This window comes from Rheinheimera sp. NSM, assembly GCF_052380015.1.
Lineage (GTDB): Bacteria > Pseudomonadota > Gammaproteobacteria > Enterobacterales > Alteromonadaceae > Alishewanella.
Genome location: NZ_JBQTCI010000002.1, coordinates 320,266 through 336,178 on the forward strand (window position 1 = coordinate 320,266; position 15,913 = coordinate 336,178).

At 52.2% G+C, this 15,913-nt stretch carries 13 protein-coding genes and 1 pseudogene; 12 read left to right on the top strand and 2 right to left on the bottom strand.

Features of this window, described 5'->3' with window-relative positions; genetic code table 11:
- Positions 1-13 precede the first annotated feature (13 nt).
- Positions 14-493, bottom strand: a complete 480-nt coding sequence (locus ACTZWV_RS07290; protein ID WP_444785910.1) for a DUF2231 domain-containing protein — start codon at positions 491-493, stop codon at positions 14-16.
- A 78-nt stretch (positions 494-571) separates the two neighbouring features.
- Here ACTZWV_RS07290 and coxB point away from each other — a divergent pair, with 78 nt between their 5' ends.
- From coxB to ACTZWV_RS07305, 3 genes are read left to right on the top strand one after another with little or no spacing between them, the layout of a single operon-like run.
- Positions 572-1,222, top strand: coding sequence for a cytochrome c oxidase subunit II (coxB, locus tag ACTZWV_RS07295; protein ID WP_444785911.1), 651 nt, complete (start codon positions 572-574; stop codon positions 1,220-1,222).
- A complete protein-coding gene (ctaD, locus tag ACTZWV_RS07300) occupies positions 1,215-3,758 on the top strand; it encodes a cytochrome c oxidase subunit I (RefSeq protein WP_444785912.1) in 2,544 nt (847 codons plus the stop codon). Before coxB ends, ctaD begins: the two co-directional genes overlap by 8 nt.
- Positions 3,755-4,612 (top strand): cytochrome c oxidase assembly protein, encoded by an 858-nt coding sequence (locus ACTZWV_RS07305; RefSeq protein WP_444785913.1) that lies wholly within the window; start codon positions 3,755-3,757, stop codon positions 4,610-4,612. Before ctaD ends, ACTZWV_RS07305 begins: the two co-directional genes overlap by 4 nt.
- A gap of 90 nt (positions 4,613-4,702) precedes the next feature.
- On the opposite strand, the gene fusA is transcribed toward ACTZWV_RS07305, so the two are convergent.
- Positions 4,703-6,808: an elongation factor G gene (gene fusA, locus ACTZWV_RS07310; protein WP_444786276.1), complete on the bottom strand. Its 2,106-nt coding sequence runs from the start codon at positions 6,806-6,808 to the stop codon at positions 4,703-4,705.
- A gap of 217 nt (positions 6,809-7,025) precedes the next feature.
- Between fusA and ACTZWV_RS07315 the strand changes: the two genes are divergently transcribed.
- The 9 genes and pseudogenes from ACTZWV_RS07315 (at position 7,026) to ACTZWV_RS07355 (ending at position 15,852) form a co-directional block, all read left to right on the top strand.
- Positions 7,026-7,484, top strand: coding sequence for a GNAT family N-acetyltransferase (locus ACTZWV_RS07315; protein ID WP_444785914.1), 459 nt, complete (start codon positions 7,026-7,028; stop codon positions 7,482-7,484).
- A 12-nt stretch (positions 7,485-7,496) separates the two neighbouring features.
- Positions 7,497-7,856 carry a nuclear transport factor 2 family protein gene (locus ACTZWV_RS07320; RefSeq protein WP_444785915.1) on the top strand — a complete coding sequence of 120 codons (360 nt, stop codon included), beginning with the start codon at positions 7,497-7,499 and terminating at the stop codon, positions 7,854-7,856.
- Positions 7,857-8,117: 261 nt separating this feature from the next.
- Positions 8,118-10,502 (top strand): TonB-dependent receptor, encoded by a 2,385-nt coding sequence (locus ACTZWV_RS07325; RefSeq protein ID WP_444785916.1) that lies wholly within the window; start codon positions 8,118-8,120, stop codon positions 10,500-10,502.
- Between the two features lie 36 nt (positions 10,503-10,538).
- Complete coding sequence (locus tag ACTZWV_RS07330) at positions 10,539-11,243, top strand: response regulator transcription factor (RefSeq protein ID WP_444785917.1); 705 nt, start codon at positions 10,539-10,541, stop codon at positions 11,241-11,243.
- Entirely contained in the window at positions 11,243-12,529 is a 1,287-nt protein-coding gene (locus tag ACTZWV_RS07335; RefSeq protein ID WP_444785918.1) for a sensor histidine kinase, read from the top strand. The genes ACTZWV_RS07330 and ACTZWV_RS07335 overlap by 1 nt, the downstream gene beginning before the upstream one ends.
- A 181-nt stretch (positions 12,530-12,710) precedes the next feature.
- Positions 12,711-13,178: a hypothetical protein gene (locus tag ACTZWV_RS07340; RefSeq protein ID WP_444785919.1), complete on the top strand. Its 468-nt coding sequence runs from the start codon at positions 12,711-12,713 to the stop codon at positions 13,176-13,178.
- 49 nt (positions 13,179-13,227) lie between these two features.
- Positions 13,228-14,016, top strand: a complete 789-nt coding sequence (murI, locus tag ACTZWV_RS07345; protein WP_444785920.1) for a glutamate racemase — start codon at positions 13,228-13,230, stop codon at positions 14,014-14,016.
- 107 nt (positions 14,017-14,123) lie between these two features.
- A pseudogene (locus ACTZWV_RS07350) lies at positions 14,124-14,993 on the top strand (bile acid:sodium symporter family protein); the annotation flags it as partial.
- Positions 14,994-15,156: 163 nt separating this feature from the next.
- Positions 15,157-15,852 carry a DUF3592 domain-containing protein gene (locus tag ACTZWV_RS07355; protein WP_444785921.1) on the top strand — a complete coding sequence of 232 codons (696 nt, stop codon included), beginning with the start codon at positions 15,157-15,159 and terminating at the stop codon, positions 15,850-15,852.
- Positions 15,853-15,913: the final 61 nt, after the last annotated feature.

A 15,913-nucleotide genomic window follows, 5' to 3' on the forward strand; every position in this document is an offset into this window, starting at 1 on the left:
GCAGCCGGCTGATTCAGGATTTGGCGTCTTGCTGCAGCATGTCGTCAATATTAACGCCAACGGCATATTCATACACCAACCTGCCACCGAGATAGCCGGTTACCGTGATCAGCAAACCACTAAGCACCGACAAATAAAGCCCGTGCGGCAGAATAGCGTTTGCCGGATCCGGCAAGCGCAACAACCAGTTCAGCGTGGCCAGCGACAACAACATTACTGCCAGGATGGCATGGCACCATGCGGTGATCAGTCGTCTGATCTGGCTTACCAGCAGCATATCCATCAATCCGGCCAAACCGGCGATCCAGCCACCGATAGCACCGACACCGGCCAACCACAGGCTGGCCCTGGCCCAAAACACATCGCCGCTGTACCAAAAGGCCAGGTCTGTGGCAATCAGCCCGATCAGTGCTGCCACCGGGAAGTGGATAAGGCCCGGGTGCAGGGGATGGCCAAAAATCATAATCTGGCTGGTAATGGGCTGCATCGACATAATAAAGTTCGCCTGAGGTTAACGGGTAACAGACAAAAGGGTTACCAACCCAGTCTAGCAGCTGTCTGCACCGCTGCCATGCTATTGAGCCTGACCGGTTGCTCCGGCCCGTTCTCCGGCCTGGATGCCAAAGGGCCGGCTGCCGCTGAAGTCGCTTTGTTATGGTGGGGAATGTTTGGTTTTGCCACCCTGGTGATGTTGCTGGTGGCAGCACTGTGGCTTTATGCGATAAAACGCCCGGCTGATGGTAGCCGGCAGGTCCGGACGAATGCCTGGTTATGCCGGGGCGGGCTGGTGTTGCCGCTGCTTAGTATCGGCCTGCTGCTTATTGTCGGTATTCCGGCTGGCCAACGCATGTTGCCGCAGGCCGGGGATAACGCGCTAAAGATTAACGTAACCGGCCACCAGTGGTACTGGCAGGTGCATTATCCCGGCCATGCTATTGAGCAAACCGATGAGTTACACATTCCGGTTAATACGCCGGTGTACCTGCATCTGACCAGTGCTGATGTGATCCACTCTTTTTGGGTGCCGCGCCTGGCGGTAAAGCTGGACATGCTGCCAGGCCGCACTAATGTGCTGCGGCTGGAGGCGACAGAGGCCGGCACTTACCGCGGGCAGTGTGCGGAATACTGTGGTCTTGGGCATGCGCATATGCAGTTTAGTGTTACCGCACATGAGCCGCAGGCCTTTGCGGCCTGGTTAAAGGAGCATAGCGCAGATGACTGATGTGAAAAAAGCTCCGGCGTCAGTGGTCGATACTAATAAGCTGGCGCAGATTTGGGCTAACTTACCCGGTTGGGGCCGTTTGGCAGCGGTAAACCACAGCACTATTGGTTTGCGCTTTATGGTTACCGGCATGGTGTTTTTTCTTATCGGCGGTGTGCTGGCGATGTTAATCCGTACTCAGCTGGCACTGCCGCAGCAAACACTTATCGGTGCTGAAGTTTATGCTCAGCTGTTTAGTATGCACGGCAGTGTAATGATGTTCCTGTTTGCTATACCTGTACTGGAAGGTTTAGCCATTTATCTGATCCCTAAGATGACCGGCAGCCGGGATCTATTGTTCCCGCGCATCAGCGCGTTCGGTTACTACTGCTACCTGTTTGGCGGCATTATTATCATGTTCAGCCTGGTGCTGGGTATTGCACCGGCTTCCGGCTGGTTTATGTATACGCCGCTTAGCAGCAGCGTGTTTTCGCCGGGCCCGGGCTCCGATTTCTGGTTATTGGGTATTACTTTTGTTGAGATCTCTGCCATGGCAGCCGGTATTGAACTGACAGTGTCTATTTTATGCAGCCGGGCCAAAGGTATGACACTAAACCGGATGCCGTTGTTTTGCTGGTACATTTTGGTAATGGCGCTGATGATTGTATTTGGTTTTCCGCCGCTTATTCTGGCCAGTATTTTGCTGGAGCTGGAACGCGCGGCCGGCATGCCGTTTTTTACTGTTGCTGCAGGTGGCGATCCGTTGTTGTGGCAGCACCTGTTCTGGCTGTTTGGCCATCCTGAGGTGTATATCATTTTTCTGCCGGCGGCAGGTATTGTTTCGACCTTAGTCCCGGTATTCAGCGGCCGGCCGATAGTGGGTTACCGCTGGGTCGTGATCAGCATTATTCTGACCGGTTTTATCAGCTTCGGGCTGTGGGTGCACCATATGTTTACGGTTGGTATTCCGCAGCTGGCACAGGCATTTTTTTCCGTGGCCAGTATGCTGGTGGCAGTGCCTACTGCTATTCAGGTATTTGCCTGGCTGGCAACGCTATGGTACGGCAAGGTAGTGTTTCGTCTGCCGATGCTGTGGATAAGCGGCTTTCTGCTGATCTTTGTCTGTGGCGGCCTGACCGGCGTTATGCTGGCACTGGTACCGTTTAACTGGCAGGTGCACGACACGCATTTTGTGGTGGCACATATGCATTATGTGCTGGTAGGCGGCATGTTTTTCCCGCTGATTGCCGGCTTATATTACTGGTTACCGCTGGTGAGTGGCCGTATGCCATCGGAGCATATTGGTCGCTGGGGGTTCTGGCTGACATTTACCGGGTTTAACCTGACGTTTTTGTTGATGCATCTGACCGGCCTGCTGGGTATGCCGCGGCGGGTTTATACCTATGAAGCAGGTTTAGGCTGGGGCTGGCTCAATCTGTTGTCGTCAGTCGGCGGCTTTATTATGGCTATTGGCGTGGCGATGGTACTGCTGGACTTATTACTGCATTTTTACTGCGGCAAGCGGGCTGCAGCTAACCCTTGGCAGGCTGATACGCTGGAATGGGCGCTGGATATGCCGCCAGCGCAGTATAATTTTGCCAGTTTACCCATTGTCAGCAGCCGTCAGCCATTGTGGCATGATCTGACCTTGCCTGAGCGCATTGCCGCAGGGGAAGGGGGGATGAGTGATACCGCAAGCGGACGCCGCGAAAACTGGGGTACGTCGGCCGTAGCTGCCCGGCTGGAGAAAACACTGCATTTACCCGGCAACTCCTGGTGGCCGCTGCACAGTGCGCTGGTGTTGGCCGCGCTGTGTATTTGCTTGTTATGCCGCTGGTATTTGCCGGCATTGTTGGCTGCCACGGCGGCGCTGCTGCTGTTATTGGGCTGGAGCTGGGTGAATGGCAGCAATCTCAAACCGGCAATATCATCTGTTGATGCAGCAGCAAGCCATACTGATGCCAGGCCATCTTTGCCAGCGGAATATCGCAATACCGACGGCCCGGGACGCTGGGGTATGGTGGTAACTTTGCTGGCCAATGGCGCGCTGTTTATGTCATTGCTGTTTGGCTGGTTTTATCTGTGGGTAGCTGCGCCGCAATGGTCGGCACCGGCTGACGCGCCGCTGCCGGTAGCGCTGTTAGTGGTATGCGGCGCTATTGCCGGTATGGCGGTATGGCAGTTTAACCGGCTTAGTGTGCGGCTGGCAGAAGGTGATGACAGTTGGCTGCAACGGCAGTTGTGGCTGTGTGCGTTAACAGCCGGGCTGCACTTTATACTGTTACTGAGCTTATTTATTATGGCGCCCCTGGCCTATACCAGTAGTGCTCATGATGCAGTAATGATGGTTATTTTACTGTATTTGCTTGGCCATGCAGGCCTGGCGCTGCTACTGACAATGTTACAGGCATTAAGGGTTGCGCGTGGTTATGTTAGCCGGCAACGGCCTTACGAGCCGCAGGTAATAAAGCCGTTCTGGTTTTATTACCTGGCGGTTTACTGGCTCAGTGTTGCGCTGTTTTTTATCTTGCCCGCGGGCTGGGGGCCGGTTTTATGAGATGCCATACCGGCCGGCGCTCTGTCGCGGCTACCGGCATGCGTTTGCGTCGTTGCCGCATACTGTGGCTGTCAGTTGCAGGCAGCCTGAGCTTGCCGTTACAGGCGCACAGTGTGCTGCAAAGTGACGGCGAATCCTTTTGGCCGGCACTGATTGCGATACTGCTGTTAGCGCTATTTTGGCTGCTGTATCTGCTTGGCAGTTTAAAGCGCCGGCCGCCGCTGTGGCAGGCATTGCTGTTTCATTTGGGCTCGATACTGTGCGCTTTGGCGGTAACCGGCCCGCTGGATGAGTGGGCAGAAATCAGCGCCAGTGCACATATGCTGCAGCATATGCTGTTTATGGTGGTGATAGCGCCGTTATGGGCGCTAAGCCAGCCGTTGGCTCAGTTTGCTGCTATCACTGGCAATTTCGGCCGGACAGGCTGGCAGCCTTTGCTAAAGCTTAGCCATTACCCGCTTAGTTTGGCTTATTTGCATGCCGCCGTGGTCTGGTTTTGGCATACACCGCATTTTTATGTGTTGGCGCTGGAGCAGCCGTGGTGGCACCTGATTGAACATCTGTGTTTTATGTTTACAGCGGCGATGTTGTGGTGGGCGATATTACAATGCAACGAGCGTAACCGTTCCGGAGCGTTGCTGGCGCTGTTGTTTACGCTGATGCATACCGGCTTTCTCGGAGCCATTCTGACTTTTGCTGACAGTTTACTGTATTACCCGACCCATGAACTCAGTGATCAGCAACTGGCCGGCTTACTGATGTGGGTGCCGGGCGGCGTACCCTATATGCTGGCTGCGGCCTGGTTAGGCTACCGTTGGCTGAAAAGTACCGCTGCGAACAATGATCTGGCGTAGCCTGTAAAGCTTGCCCTGGCGGTTGCCGGCAGCTATAAAAAAAGCCCCGCCGGTTTGCACCGGCAGGGCTTTTTATCACTTTGCTACAGCTTAGTTTTTAGCAGCGGCAGCTTTCTTTTCTTTTTCTTTGGCGATAACAGTTTCTGCTACGTTAGCCGGGCACGGTGAGTAGTGCGAGAACTCCATAGAGAACTGACCACGGCCTGACGTCATAGTACGCAGGGTACTGATGTAACCAAACATTTCTGACAGTGGCACGTCAGCTTTGATACGTACGCCGGTAACACCAGCTTCCTGGCCGGAGATCATGCCACGACGACGGTTTAAGTCACCGATAACATCACCTACGTGATCTTCCGGGGTGAACACGTCAACTTTCATGATTGGCTCAAGCAGTTGCGCGCCGGCTTTAGGCATAGATTGACGGAATGCGCCTTTAGCCGCGATTTCAAACGCGATAGCTGATGAGTCAACGGCGTGGAAACCACCGTCGAATACTTCAACTTCAACGTCTAATACCGGGAAGCCAGCCAAGGTACCGGTTGACATCATAGACTCAAAGCCTTTCTCGATAGCCGGCATAAATTCTTTTGGTACGCTACCACCAACTACGGTAGAAACGAACTTGAAGCCTGAGTTTTGCTCGCCCGGACGAATGCGGTAATCAATTTTACCGAACTGACCAGAACCACCGGATTGCTTCTTGTGGGTGTAGCTGTCTTCGATTTCACGGGTAATAGTTTCGCGGTAAGCCACCTGTGGCTGGCCTACAACTAACTCAACGCCGTAAGTACGCTTCAGAATGTCTACTTTGATATCTAAGTGTAATTCACCCATACCTTTAAGGATGGTTTCACCTGAGTCAACGTCAGTTTCAACACGGAAGGTTGGATCTTCAGCCACCATCTTACCGATAGCGATACCCATTTTCTCTACTGAGCCTTTATCTTTTGGCGTAACAGAGATAGAGATTACCGGCTCCGGGAATACCATTGGCTCAAGTGTACAAGGGTGCTTAGGATCACACAGCGTGTGGCCGGTTTGGGTGTTGTTTTTCATACCAACCAGCGCAATGATGTCACCGGCCTGAGCTGTGGTCAGGTCGGTACGGTCATTCGCTTGCATCTCAACCATACGGCCGATACGCTCGGTTTTACCGGTGAAAGAGTTCAGGATGGTATCACCCTTGTTCAGTACACCAGAGTAAATACGGATAAAGGTCAGGGCGCCGAAACGGTCATCCATGATTTTGAATGCTAAAGCGCGGAACGGCTCGTCAGCAGATACGATAGCGTGTTGGCCGGTCTCGTTACCTTCTTCGTCAGTCAGTGGCTGAGGAATAACTTCAGTCGGGCTTGGCAGATAATCAACAACCGCATCTAACAGTAATTGCATACCTTTGTTTTTAAAGGCTGAACCACAGTAAGTCGGGAAGAATGCCAGGTCACGACAACCTTTACGGATACAACGCTTAATGTCTTCCAAAGATGGCTCTTCGCCTTCCATGTATGCCATTAACAGGTCGTCGTCTTGTTCTACAGCGGTTTCGATCAGTTGCTGACGGTACATTTCAACGTCATCAGCCATGTCAGCCGGTACGTCTGTTACGGTGTAGTTTTCCGGTAAGCCGGTTTCATCCCAGATGTAGGCTTTTTGCGTTAACAGGTCAACCACACCTTTGAAGGTGTCTTCGCGGCCGATTGGTAACACCATGATCAGTGGGTTTGCGCCCAGCACTTTCTTCACCTGCTCAGTAACGCGGATAAAGTCTGCACCGATACGGTCCAGCTTGTTAACGAAGATCAGACGTGATACTTCAGCATCGTTAGCATAACGCCAGTTAGTTTCTGATTGCGGTTCAACACCACCAGAACCACAGAATACGCCTACACCGCCATCCAGTACTTTCAGTGAACGGTAAACTTCAACGGTGAAGTCAACGTGGCCCGGGGTATCGATAACGTTGAAACGGTAGCCTTTCCAGAAACAGCTAACAGCTGCTGACTGGATAGTAATACCGCGCTCGGCTTCTTGTTCCATAAAGTCAGTAGTAGATTCACCTTCGTGAACTTCACCTAACTTATGGATCTTACCGGTCAGTTTCAGGATACGCTCGGTAGTAGTGGTTTTGCCGGCATCAACGTGGGCGAAGATACCAATGTTTCTGTATAAGGATAAATCTGCTGACATAGTAATCTCAATAAGCTAGGGTTTGAAAATAGTGCGGTAATATACAGGATTTCAAAACGTTTTGCAGGAAAAAAAATCTTGTTACGGGCTAATTTTTTATCCATGCTGTCAAAGCACACGTACAGCTGCTGCCGGCCACTTTATTTACCGCGGTTTTAGCCGCTAACTAAGGCTGCAGCTCGTATTACACCTTTTATAGCGATATCTTTCAGGTAGATTAACGATGAACATTATTCCGGGCCGGCTGGACTCGCCGGCCGTTATTCAACTGCTGCAGGGCCATTTAGACGATATGTATGCTACCTCCCCGCCGGAGAGTGTGCATGCGCTGGATATCAGTAAATTACAAGCGCCCGGTATCCGCTTCTGGGGCGCCTGGCAGGGCGATGTGTTACTGGGCTGTGTGGCATTAAAGCAACACAGTGCGCAGATGGCCGAGATTAAATCGATGCGCACCGCGCCTGAAGCGCGGGGTAAGGGAGTAGGGCGCGCCTTGCTGCAGTTTTTACTGACTGAGGCCCTGCAAGCTGGCCTTCGGCACATTTACCTGGAAACCGGCTCAATGGACTTTTTCCTACCGGCCCGCACCTTGTACCAAAGCGCCGGCTTCAACTACTGCGGCCCTTTTGCCGATTACCCGGAAGACCCGAACAGTATGTTTATGTGCAAAACGCTGGAGTAAGGCTGCCAAACTATGGCTAACGATATGAATAACGAACAAACCGTACTGCCGGTACAACGCCAGTTGGATGCTTACAACGCTAAAGATCTCGCTGCTTTTATCAGCTGCTACCACAGCGATATTGCCATTTACCGTATGCCGGCAACAGAACCCTCAATAAAAGGCCACGCCGCACTGGAAGCGTTTTATAAAACCGAACGCTTTACCATAGCCGCACTGCGCGCCGAAGTGCTGCAGCGCATGGTGGTGGGTAATAAAGTTATCGACCATGAAAAAGTATTCGGTTTAGCCGGGCAGCCGTATGAAGTAATGGTGGTGTATGAAGTACAAGAAGGCTTAATAGTAAACGCCTGGTTTTATCCGGCAGGGTGAGTGGCTACTAAAACGGCAGCTTTTGATGCCTTTCTATATGTAGCGTAATGCGTTGCGTATACATTGCCGCCGAAACATATTTTCGTCACGATAGATAGTGTGTCGCCGGTATTTCCCATCAGTTGACGCAGCTGCAGGCATCCTGGCGCTGATGCAGTTTCCACATTTAAGCGACTTTTTAGTCACATTGGCTATGCTAACCTTCCGGCGCTTCATCAAAAAATAATCAAAAAATACAGCGGATTGTTGGAGGATGGCAATATGAGTAGACAATTTAAACAACTATCATGGCTGACTCTGTGGGCGCTGCTGTTTGGCTTGCCACTTTTTAGCCACGCAGCAGAGGCACCCGGAGCGCTGACTGTCATAGTCAAAGATAACAATACAGATCGACCACTCTCAGGTGTGCAGATCACGATCACGGAACGGGAAACCGATTCCACGCGAGCTGCAGAAACCGACGAACAAGGTCGCATCGTTATTGAACAGCTCGACCCGGGTCTCTACTCGGTGAACCTGACCAAAGGCGGGTACGCTTCATTGTATGAGCCAAGCGTACGCGTGGTTACACGCAAAAATATCAGGATAGCATTCGAACTTAGACAGCAAACAATTGAGGTAGTGGAGGTTCGGGCGCAGCAAGCTGATACCTTTGCATCAGGCTCCGCAACCTATCTCGACCGGGAAGCGCTTCGAAGCGCTGTCGGCGGAGGTGCAGATCCTCTGCTCTCGCTGGACGGGTTACCTGGCCTGGCATCCGCCAGTGAATTCGCCAGCTTTAGCGTACGCGGCCGTGGCCCGAGAGATAATTTGTTATTCGTTGATGACTTTCCGTTTGATAAAGCGGTGCATTTTGATGCGACCCTGGGTGAAGAGGAAGATGTTGGTGGTGGTGGCCGTTTCTCGATTTTCGCACCGAATGTTATCAGCGGAGCAGAGTTCTCACCCGGAGGCTGGGGGGCGGCTTATGGCGGCCGTGCGGCATCACTACTGAAACTGAACGTCGCCGATGGCAATCCAAGCCCGTCAGCAAGTCTGCGCCTCGACCTTGCCGGTTATGAAGTAGGTTACGACGGCCCTGCCGGTATCACTGATGACGCTACTATGCTGGTTTCTGCCCGGCGACTGGACTTCGGCGCGTTGTTTGAAACGATTGACGAGCTGGACATTGGCGAGCCGGTGTTAAGAGATATCATCATAAAGTCGGTTATACCTATTAACCAGAACCACAGCTTCGAAATTTTACTGATGGATACACACGAGGACTATAGCCGCGACGTGACTCACGTTTTCGAATCGCCCAATTTCGAAGATGCTGCGCTGCAATATTCTGAACAGGATAGTGATTTGTATGGTCTGACATTGCGCTCATTAATCGGTGAAACAGCGGTCTGGACCAATAAGCTTTACTACCGCAACAGCGACAAGTTAAGCTCAGAGGGCGAGGCCTTTCCTGATCTGGTACCCGAAGGCTCACCTGCGTCTGATTTTCCGCTGCGGGAAAACATTATTACCATCGGTGAAGATGAAACGGAGATTGGCTGGCGCAGTGATTTTGAGACAGTGAATCAATGGGGTCTGTTCAGTGCCGGTGTGCGGGTAACGCAAATTGAACTGGACTACAACACGGTGTTAGATGGCGATTGGATCCGCTTTGTTTATGACGATGATGATTTCAGACCAGACCCACAGCAGCGTTATATTGTGCTTGAGCCAGGGAACATCAACTCTGCAATAAATCAGAAGGAAACCAGCTATGCAGGCTACGTAGAGCAGGTTTTTCAATTCGGTGATTGGGATTTTGGCACTGGCTTACGGCTGGAGCGCGATGGTTTTGCCGACGAAAGCTTCGCTGCGCCCAGGTTCAGCGTCAACTGGCAACCGGGTAAAAAAGTCAGATATTTTGCCACCGCAGGGCTGTTTCATCAGTCACCACGGTATTTAGAACTTGCCGCTAACGAGTCTAACGATCTTAAGACTGAAAAAATCACCCATACCAGCGTCGGTTTAAAATATTTTCCGCACAGCAATTGGTCGGTGTTAACCGAGGCCTATTATCAAAACCTCGACGACCTGGTGGTAGACCTTGATCGGGCAAACGGAACCTTTGCCAATATTGGTGATGGCACTTCGTTTGGCGTCGATATCGTGGTCAACGGTATGATCCGCGAAGGCCTCTACGCCAGCGCAACTTACTCTTACAACGATGCTGTAGTCGATCGCAAAGACGGCCGCGGTGACGTAGCTGCTGAATTCAACCGCAAGCATGTCGCAACGCTGGGCCTGACCTGGGAAATCAGCAACCGCTGGAAGGTCGCCGGGCGTTACAAATATCTTTCCGGCCGGCCGGACGACAACTTTATTATTCACTCAGACGTATTGGGGCCCGGACAACCGCTACGTTACTCAAAAGAAATCACACAACGTAATGTCGGTCGCAAAGACAGTTCCGGCTTGTTGAACGTTCGGGTTGACTATAGACGCGCATTTGGCCCGATAGATGTAACAGCCTTTCTTGATGTCATTAACGTAACGGCCGCGTCGTCGGGTGACGACACCGAGTTTGACTACCGCCGCGGTGTTTTGGTGCAAGATGATAGCGAAGCCGAGCCGCTGATTGGTCTGCGACTGGACTATGCTTGGTAACGGGCTTGGTAACGGGCCTGATAAGGGAAACAACCTATGGCACACGCGTTTGCTGCATCGCCGGTTAGAGTGCTGATTGTCGAAGACAACCACGACATATGCGAGAACATTGCTGCCTATCTTGAAAAACACAGCTATGTGATGGATTTTGCCTATGATGGTATAAGCGCGATGTATCTGGCGTTGACGAATCCGTTCGACGTTATAGTGCTGGACCTGATGCTGCCGGGCATGGATGGCCTGAGTTTCTGCCAAAAGCTGCGCACTGATGCCAAACTGGAGACGCCGGTGCTTATGCTAACGGCCAGAGACACGCTTGACGATAAACTGAAGGGGTTTGCGGCGGGAGCCGACGACTATCTGGTCAAGCCATTCGCATTGCAGGAGCTGCATGCAAGGTTGCAGGCGCTGTACAAACGTAGTCACGGCAAAACCGACAACCTGTTAACTGTGGCTGAGCTGACGCTGAACCGCTCCACGCTGCAAGTGCATCGCGCGGGACGGCGAGTCGATCTCAACCCTACTGGCATGAAACTACTGCAACGCTTGATGGAACAGGCGCCGTCTGTTGTGACCCGCGATGAGCTTGAAACCTTGTTGTGGGCTGACGAGCGCCCCGATGGTGATGCGCTTCGCTCGCATATGTATAAGCTGCGCCAGGCTATCGACAGGCCGTTTGACAGCCCGCTGATTCATACGGTGCATCGCATCGGCTACCGCATTGCAGAGGATGCTGAATAATGTACCGGCACAGTTTACGCAAACGCGTCGCTATTGCCTTTGCGATCTGCGTTGCTGTACTCAGTATCGCCTGGGGGTTTGCCTTCTTCGCCGCGATAAGGCTCAGCGAAGACCGTGTGCTGACGCAACAGCTGCAGGTTGCCGCCAAAAGCTATCCTGTTATGCCGGTGAACTTTCGCGGCTACGATACGGTTGCCGGCTTGCCGGAATCACTGCGGCAGTGGGCACAGACCAACCCCGCTGAGGGGTTTTACGAATTCGAAGCCGAAGAGTTGCATGTCGCGGTGCTATCTACTGAAAAACAAAAGCCAGCTACCGGCAATGAAAAGCTGCCTGGCGGCAATCAACAACAACACGCCTTTGTGGTGTTCGACGTAGCCGGAATTGAGGCGGCATCGTCAGAGGATTGGTGGTTGCTGCTGGTTATCAGCGGTGTTGTCGGTACGCTCGGTGTGCTGGGTTTTGGCCTCGGCGTTGTTGTGATGCGCAGAGCTGTCGCCCCTGTGGCGCAACTGGCCAAAGCGGTTGCCGACATCGACGTAGAACACCTGTCAATGGATGATTATAAACGCATAGCATCCGGCCGGTTTGGCGATGATGAGGTTGGGATGCTTGCCGGCACCATTGAAAAGACGCTTGAGCGTATCAGCGCCTTTGTTGCCAGAGAGCGCTATTTTACCAGTTCAGCCAGTCATGAACTGCGCACGCCAATCACGGTAATTACAGGTGCACTTGAGCTGCTGGAACAAAGCGAGCTGTCAGCGACAGATGTAAAGGCGCTGGATCGGGTGCGGCGTGCCACGCTTGATATGAAAACCACCATTGAAATGTTCTTGTGCCTCGCCCGCGAAACCGACGATGGCTTGTATGACGAGCAGTTTTTAGTTATGCCGCTGGTAAGCAACGCGATAGAACTACAGCGCCACTTGCTAAGCCGCAAGTTGGTCGATGTTGAAATCGACCAACTCGCCAACCCCGGCGTCTGTGGCCATCCACAGGCTTTTGCTATTGCGGTCAATAATCTGGTGCGAAATGCGTTCGAACATACACTCGCCGCGCAGGGGCCGGTCAAGATCCGTATTGACGAGCACGAACTGTTAATCACCAATCAGCTGAACGCTTTAGTCACAAACCAAGAGAGCGCTGATAAGCAGCACACGCCTACCGAGGCGTCTCACGGCTATGGTCTGGGGCTGGGTATTGTGCAACGGCTGTGTGAGCGCAATGGCTGGTCGTTTTCGCTGCGCGCTGATGAAAAACATGTAGTCGCCCGTCTTTCGTGGTAATGGTTTAACCAAATAGCCGTATGAGGTAGTAGTGGTGTACCAGGTACAAGATGGCTTAATAGTAAACGCCTAGTTCTGCTGGTATTTAACTTCTGGTTACCCATGATCGGTTGACACTTTTCAGAAAAGGTGGCATTCAGTTTGTCCGGATACCCAGCGACCATTGAAAGGAAATCAAACTTTGAAAATATTCCATATCCCGACCTGCCTGTTTATTTTGTTTGCCTTGCTATCGGGCGATGTTGAAGCCAGTGAGGCAGGGAAGCTCTCCCCGCAACAGATGGAGCAACTTGTCCACGCTGTCACCGCAGCACAGAACAAAGCGACCACACGCGGCGCGACAATTGATGACGTGGAACGCCTGTATGCAATGTATACCGCGGACTTCATCTATGAGCATCCCGGAATGAACGACGTGTATACACGCGAGCACCTCTACAGCAATCATACCCGGGCCTTGCATCAGGGGCGATACGAAAAGCACGATCCAGTCGAGCATGCCTACCACATCGTAGATGTGATGTACGGAGACAATGCCGCTGCCGTGCAGCGTATCAAGACCCGGCTCGACGACGCCCCGCACCGCCTGGCCGTATTCGAGTTCGAGAACGGCAAGGTCGCGCGTATCCGGGAATATTGGAACTACTGAACAGGCGCATATGCTAATTTTGCCGGCTGTAAATAGTAACGGGCCCGCTATGGCTAATTCTGCTGCAATAGGTATTTTTGATTCCGGTATTGGCGGGCTCTCTGTCGCCCACGCGGTGCGTGAACTACTGCCACACGAAAGCCTTGTCTACGTTGCCGACACCGGCCATGCACCCTATGGTGAAAAAACCGACGACTACATTTATCAGCGCATGCAGCTGATTAGCCTGCGCCTGCAACAGCAGGGCGTGAAAGCGTTGGTGGTGGCCTGCAATACCGCCACCACCGCCGCCATTGCTAAGTTAAGGGCAGAGTGTGCGCTGCCGGTTATCGGTGTCGAGCCAGGTGTTAAGCCGGCGGTGTTGGCCAGTAAAACCGGGGTTGTGGGTATTTTGGCTACCCCGCGCACCTTGCAAACTCCTGCCTTTGCTACTTTAGCGCAGCGCTTCGCCGGCCAGGCCTGCATTGAACTGCAGCCATGCCCGCAGTTGGTACACCTGATAGAAAGCTTAGATTTTAGCGGCGCGCAGATGCAGGCAGTGCTAAAAAGCTATATTGCGCCGTTGCTGGAAAAAGGTGCCGATACTCTGGTGCTGGGCTGTACGCACTATAATTTTGTTGCTGATGCTATTGCCGCTATTGCCGGGCCCGCAGTGACGATTATCCGCACCGAAGCGGCGGTGGCGAAACAGCTGCAGCAACGCTTACTGCAGGCACAGTTGTTGGCAGATCCCGGCAACAGCGTCAGCGACATATTTTATACCAGTGGCAACCTTGAACTGTTTCGCCGGCAGTTGCAGCAGTTGTGGCCGGGCGCAGATAACCCGTTACCCTTGTAGACCCGGTGCTGGCAGCGCTGCATCTTGCTGTATTAACGCGTTTTTTTGCATTAAAGCGCTTTGTCAGTTGGCGGATAATAGGGTAACGTGGTGTTTTTGCAACAGCAGGCGGCGCTATGTTTGCAACCCTTACCCAAATTGGCTTACCAATAGCACTGATCCTGATTATGACCGGCGTGGGCATGAGCCTGCGCGTGGCGGATTTCTCCCGTGTGTTTTTAGCACCCAAAGGCTTTTTACTCGGCGCCCTGGCGCAGCTGCTACTGCTGCCGCTGGCTGCCATTGTGGCTATTGCGCTGTTTGATTTACAGGCCGAATTGGCAATAGGGCTGTTTATTTTAGCGCTGTGCCCGGGCGGCACTACATCAAACCTTTACAGTTACCTCAGTAAAGCCGATGTTGGCTTGTCGGTATCACTTACCGCCGTGGTGGGCTTTATTACGCCCTTTACTATTCCGCTGCTGGCGGCCTGGGCCATAGGTTTTTATGCTCAGGCTGACTCTGATTTGCAACTGCCGGTATTTCGCACCTGGCTGACGTTAATGGTGGTCAGCGTATTTCCGGTGTTAGTGGGTATGCTGCTGCGGGCAAAATTGCCGGCGTTTACCAGGGCGACAGAGCCTTACATCAGCAAATTTTCGATTATCGTACTGGTACTGTTAATTATCAGTATCGCGGTCGATTTAGGCGATGAGCTGTGGCGTTATATGGCAAAAGCCGGGCCGGCGGCCTTGCTGCTTAACCTCAGCACCATGTTGCTCGGTTATCTGTTGGCCAAATGGCTACTTAAGCACGAGAATCAGGCCCGCACTATTTGCCTGGAAGTAGGGCTGCAAAACGGTACTCTGGCGCTACTTATCACTACCGGTATTTTACAAAACTCCGCCATGTCGATAGCGCCCAGTGTCTACAGTTTATTAATGTTCGCCAGCGCGTCATTGTTTGCGCTGTGGGCCAGGCGCTGTACACAGAACTAGAATATGCAGCTATAAGCTGCATTTGTAATAAACAGGTAAGTTGCCGCCGTATAATATTACGCAGGATAAAACACTTGATTTACATTATGTTGCCGGAATAAACTCTTGCGCCCGCGCTAAGGGGGTAACAGTAAGCTGGTAAAGCAGTAACTTAAGGTAAAACATGAAAGCAATTGCAATCGTTAAATATTTATTCACTTTGGTTGGCTTCGCTATGCTGGCCGGGGCCTTTTTTATCTACAACAGCACCAGCGCATTTTTGAAGGATGCCGCAACGGCAGAGGGTATTGTGGTTGAGCTGTTAATATCTCGCACGAGTGATTCCATTACTTACCGGCCCTTAGTTGAGTTTACTGCCCAAAACGGCCGGGTAATTGAATTTGCACCAACTGCCGGCAGTAATCCGGCTCGTTATGCCGAAGGCGAGCAGGTAGAAGTGTTGTACCAGAGCGCAAAGCCCTCAGATGCCAAAATTAATGATTTCTTTTCCCTGTGGGGCGCAGCCCTTATTTTAGCGGCTATGGGCGCGGTGTTTTTTCTGGTAGGTGCCGGTATTATGCTGTTTATCGCCTTAAAAGGCCGCCAGGATGAAATGCTGAAAACCAGTGGTGTGGCAATAGAGACCCGCTACCAAAGCGTTGAGCAGAATACGGCGTTATCCGTTAATGGTAAACACCCGTTTCGCGTATTAACGCAATGGCAGAATCCGGCCACGTCTGATATTCACATCTTTAAAAGTAATAATCTGTGGTTTGATCCTTCAGCTTTTATCGACAAAGAGACAATCAGAGTATTTATTGCACAGGGCAATCCTGATAAATACTACGTCGATTTATCGTTTCTGCCAAAGCTGAAATAGGAACTCTCGAGAGGGTTTTAAAGTAAAAAATGCGACAGCCGCAACGCACGGTGACTTTTTC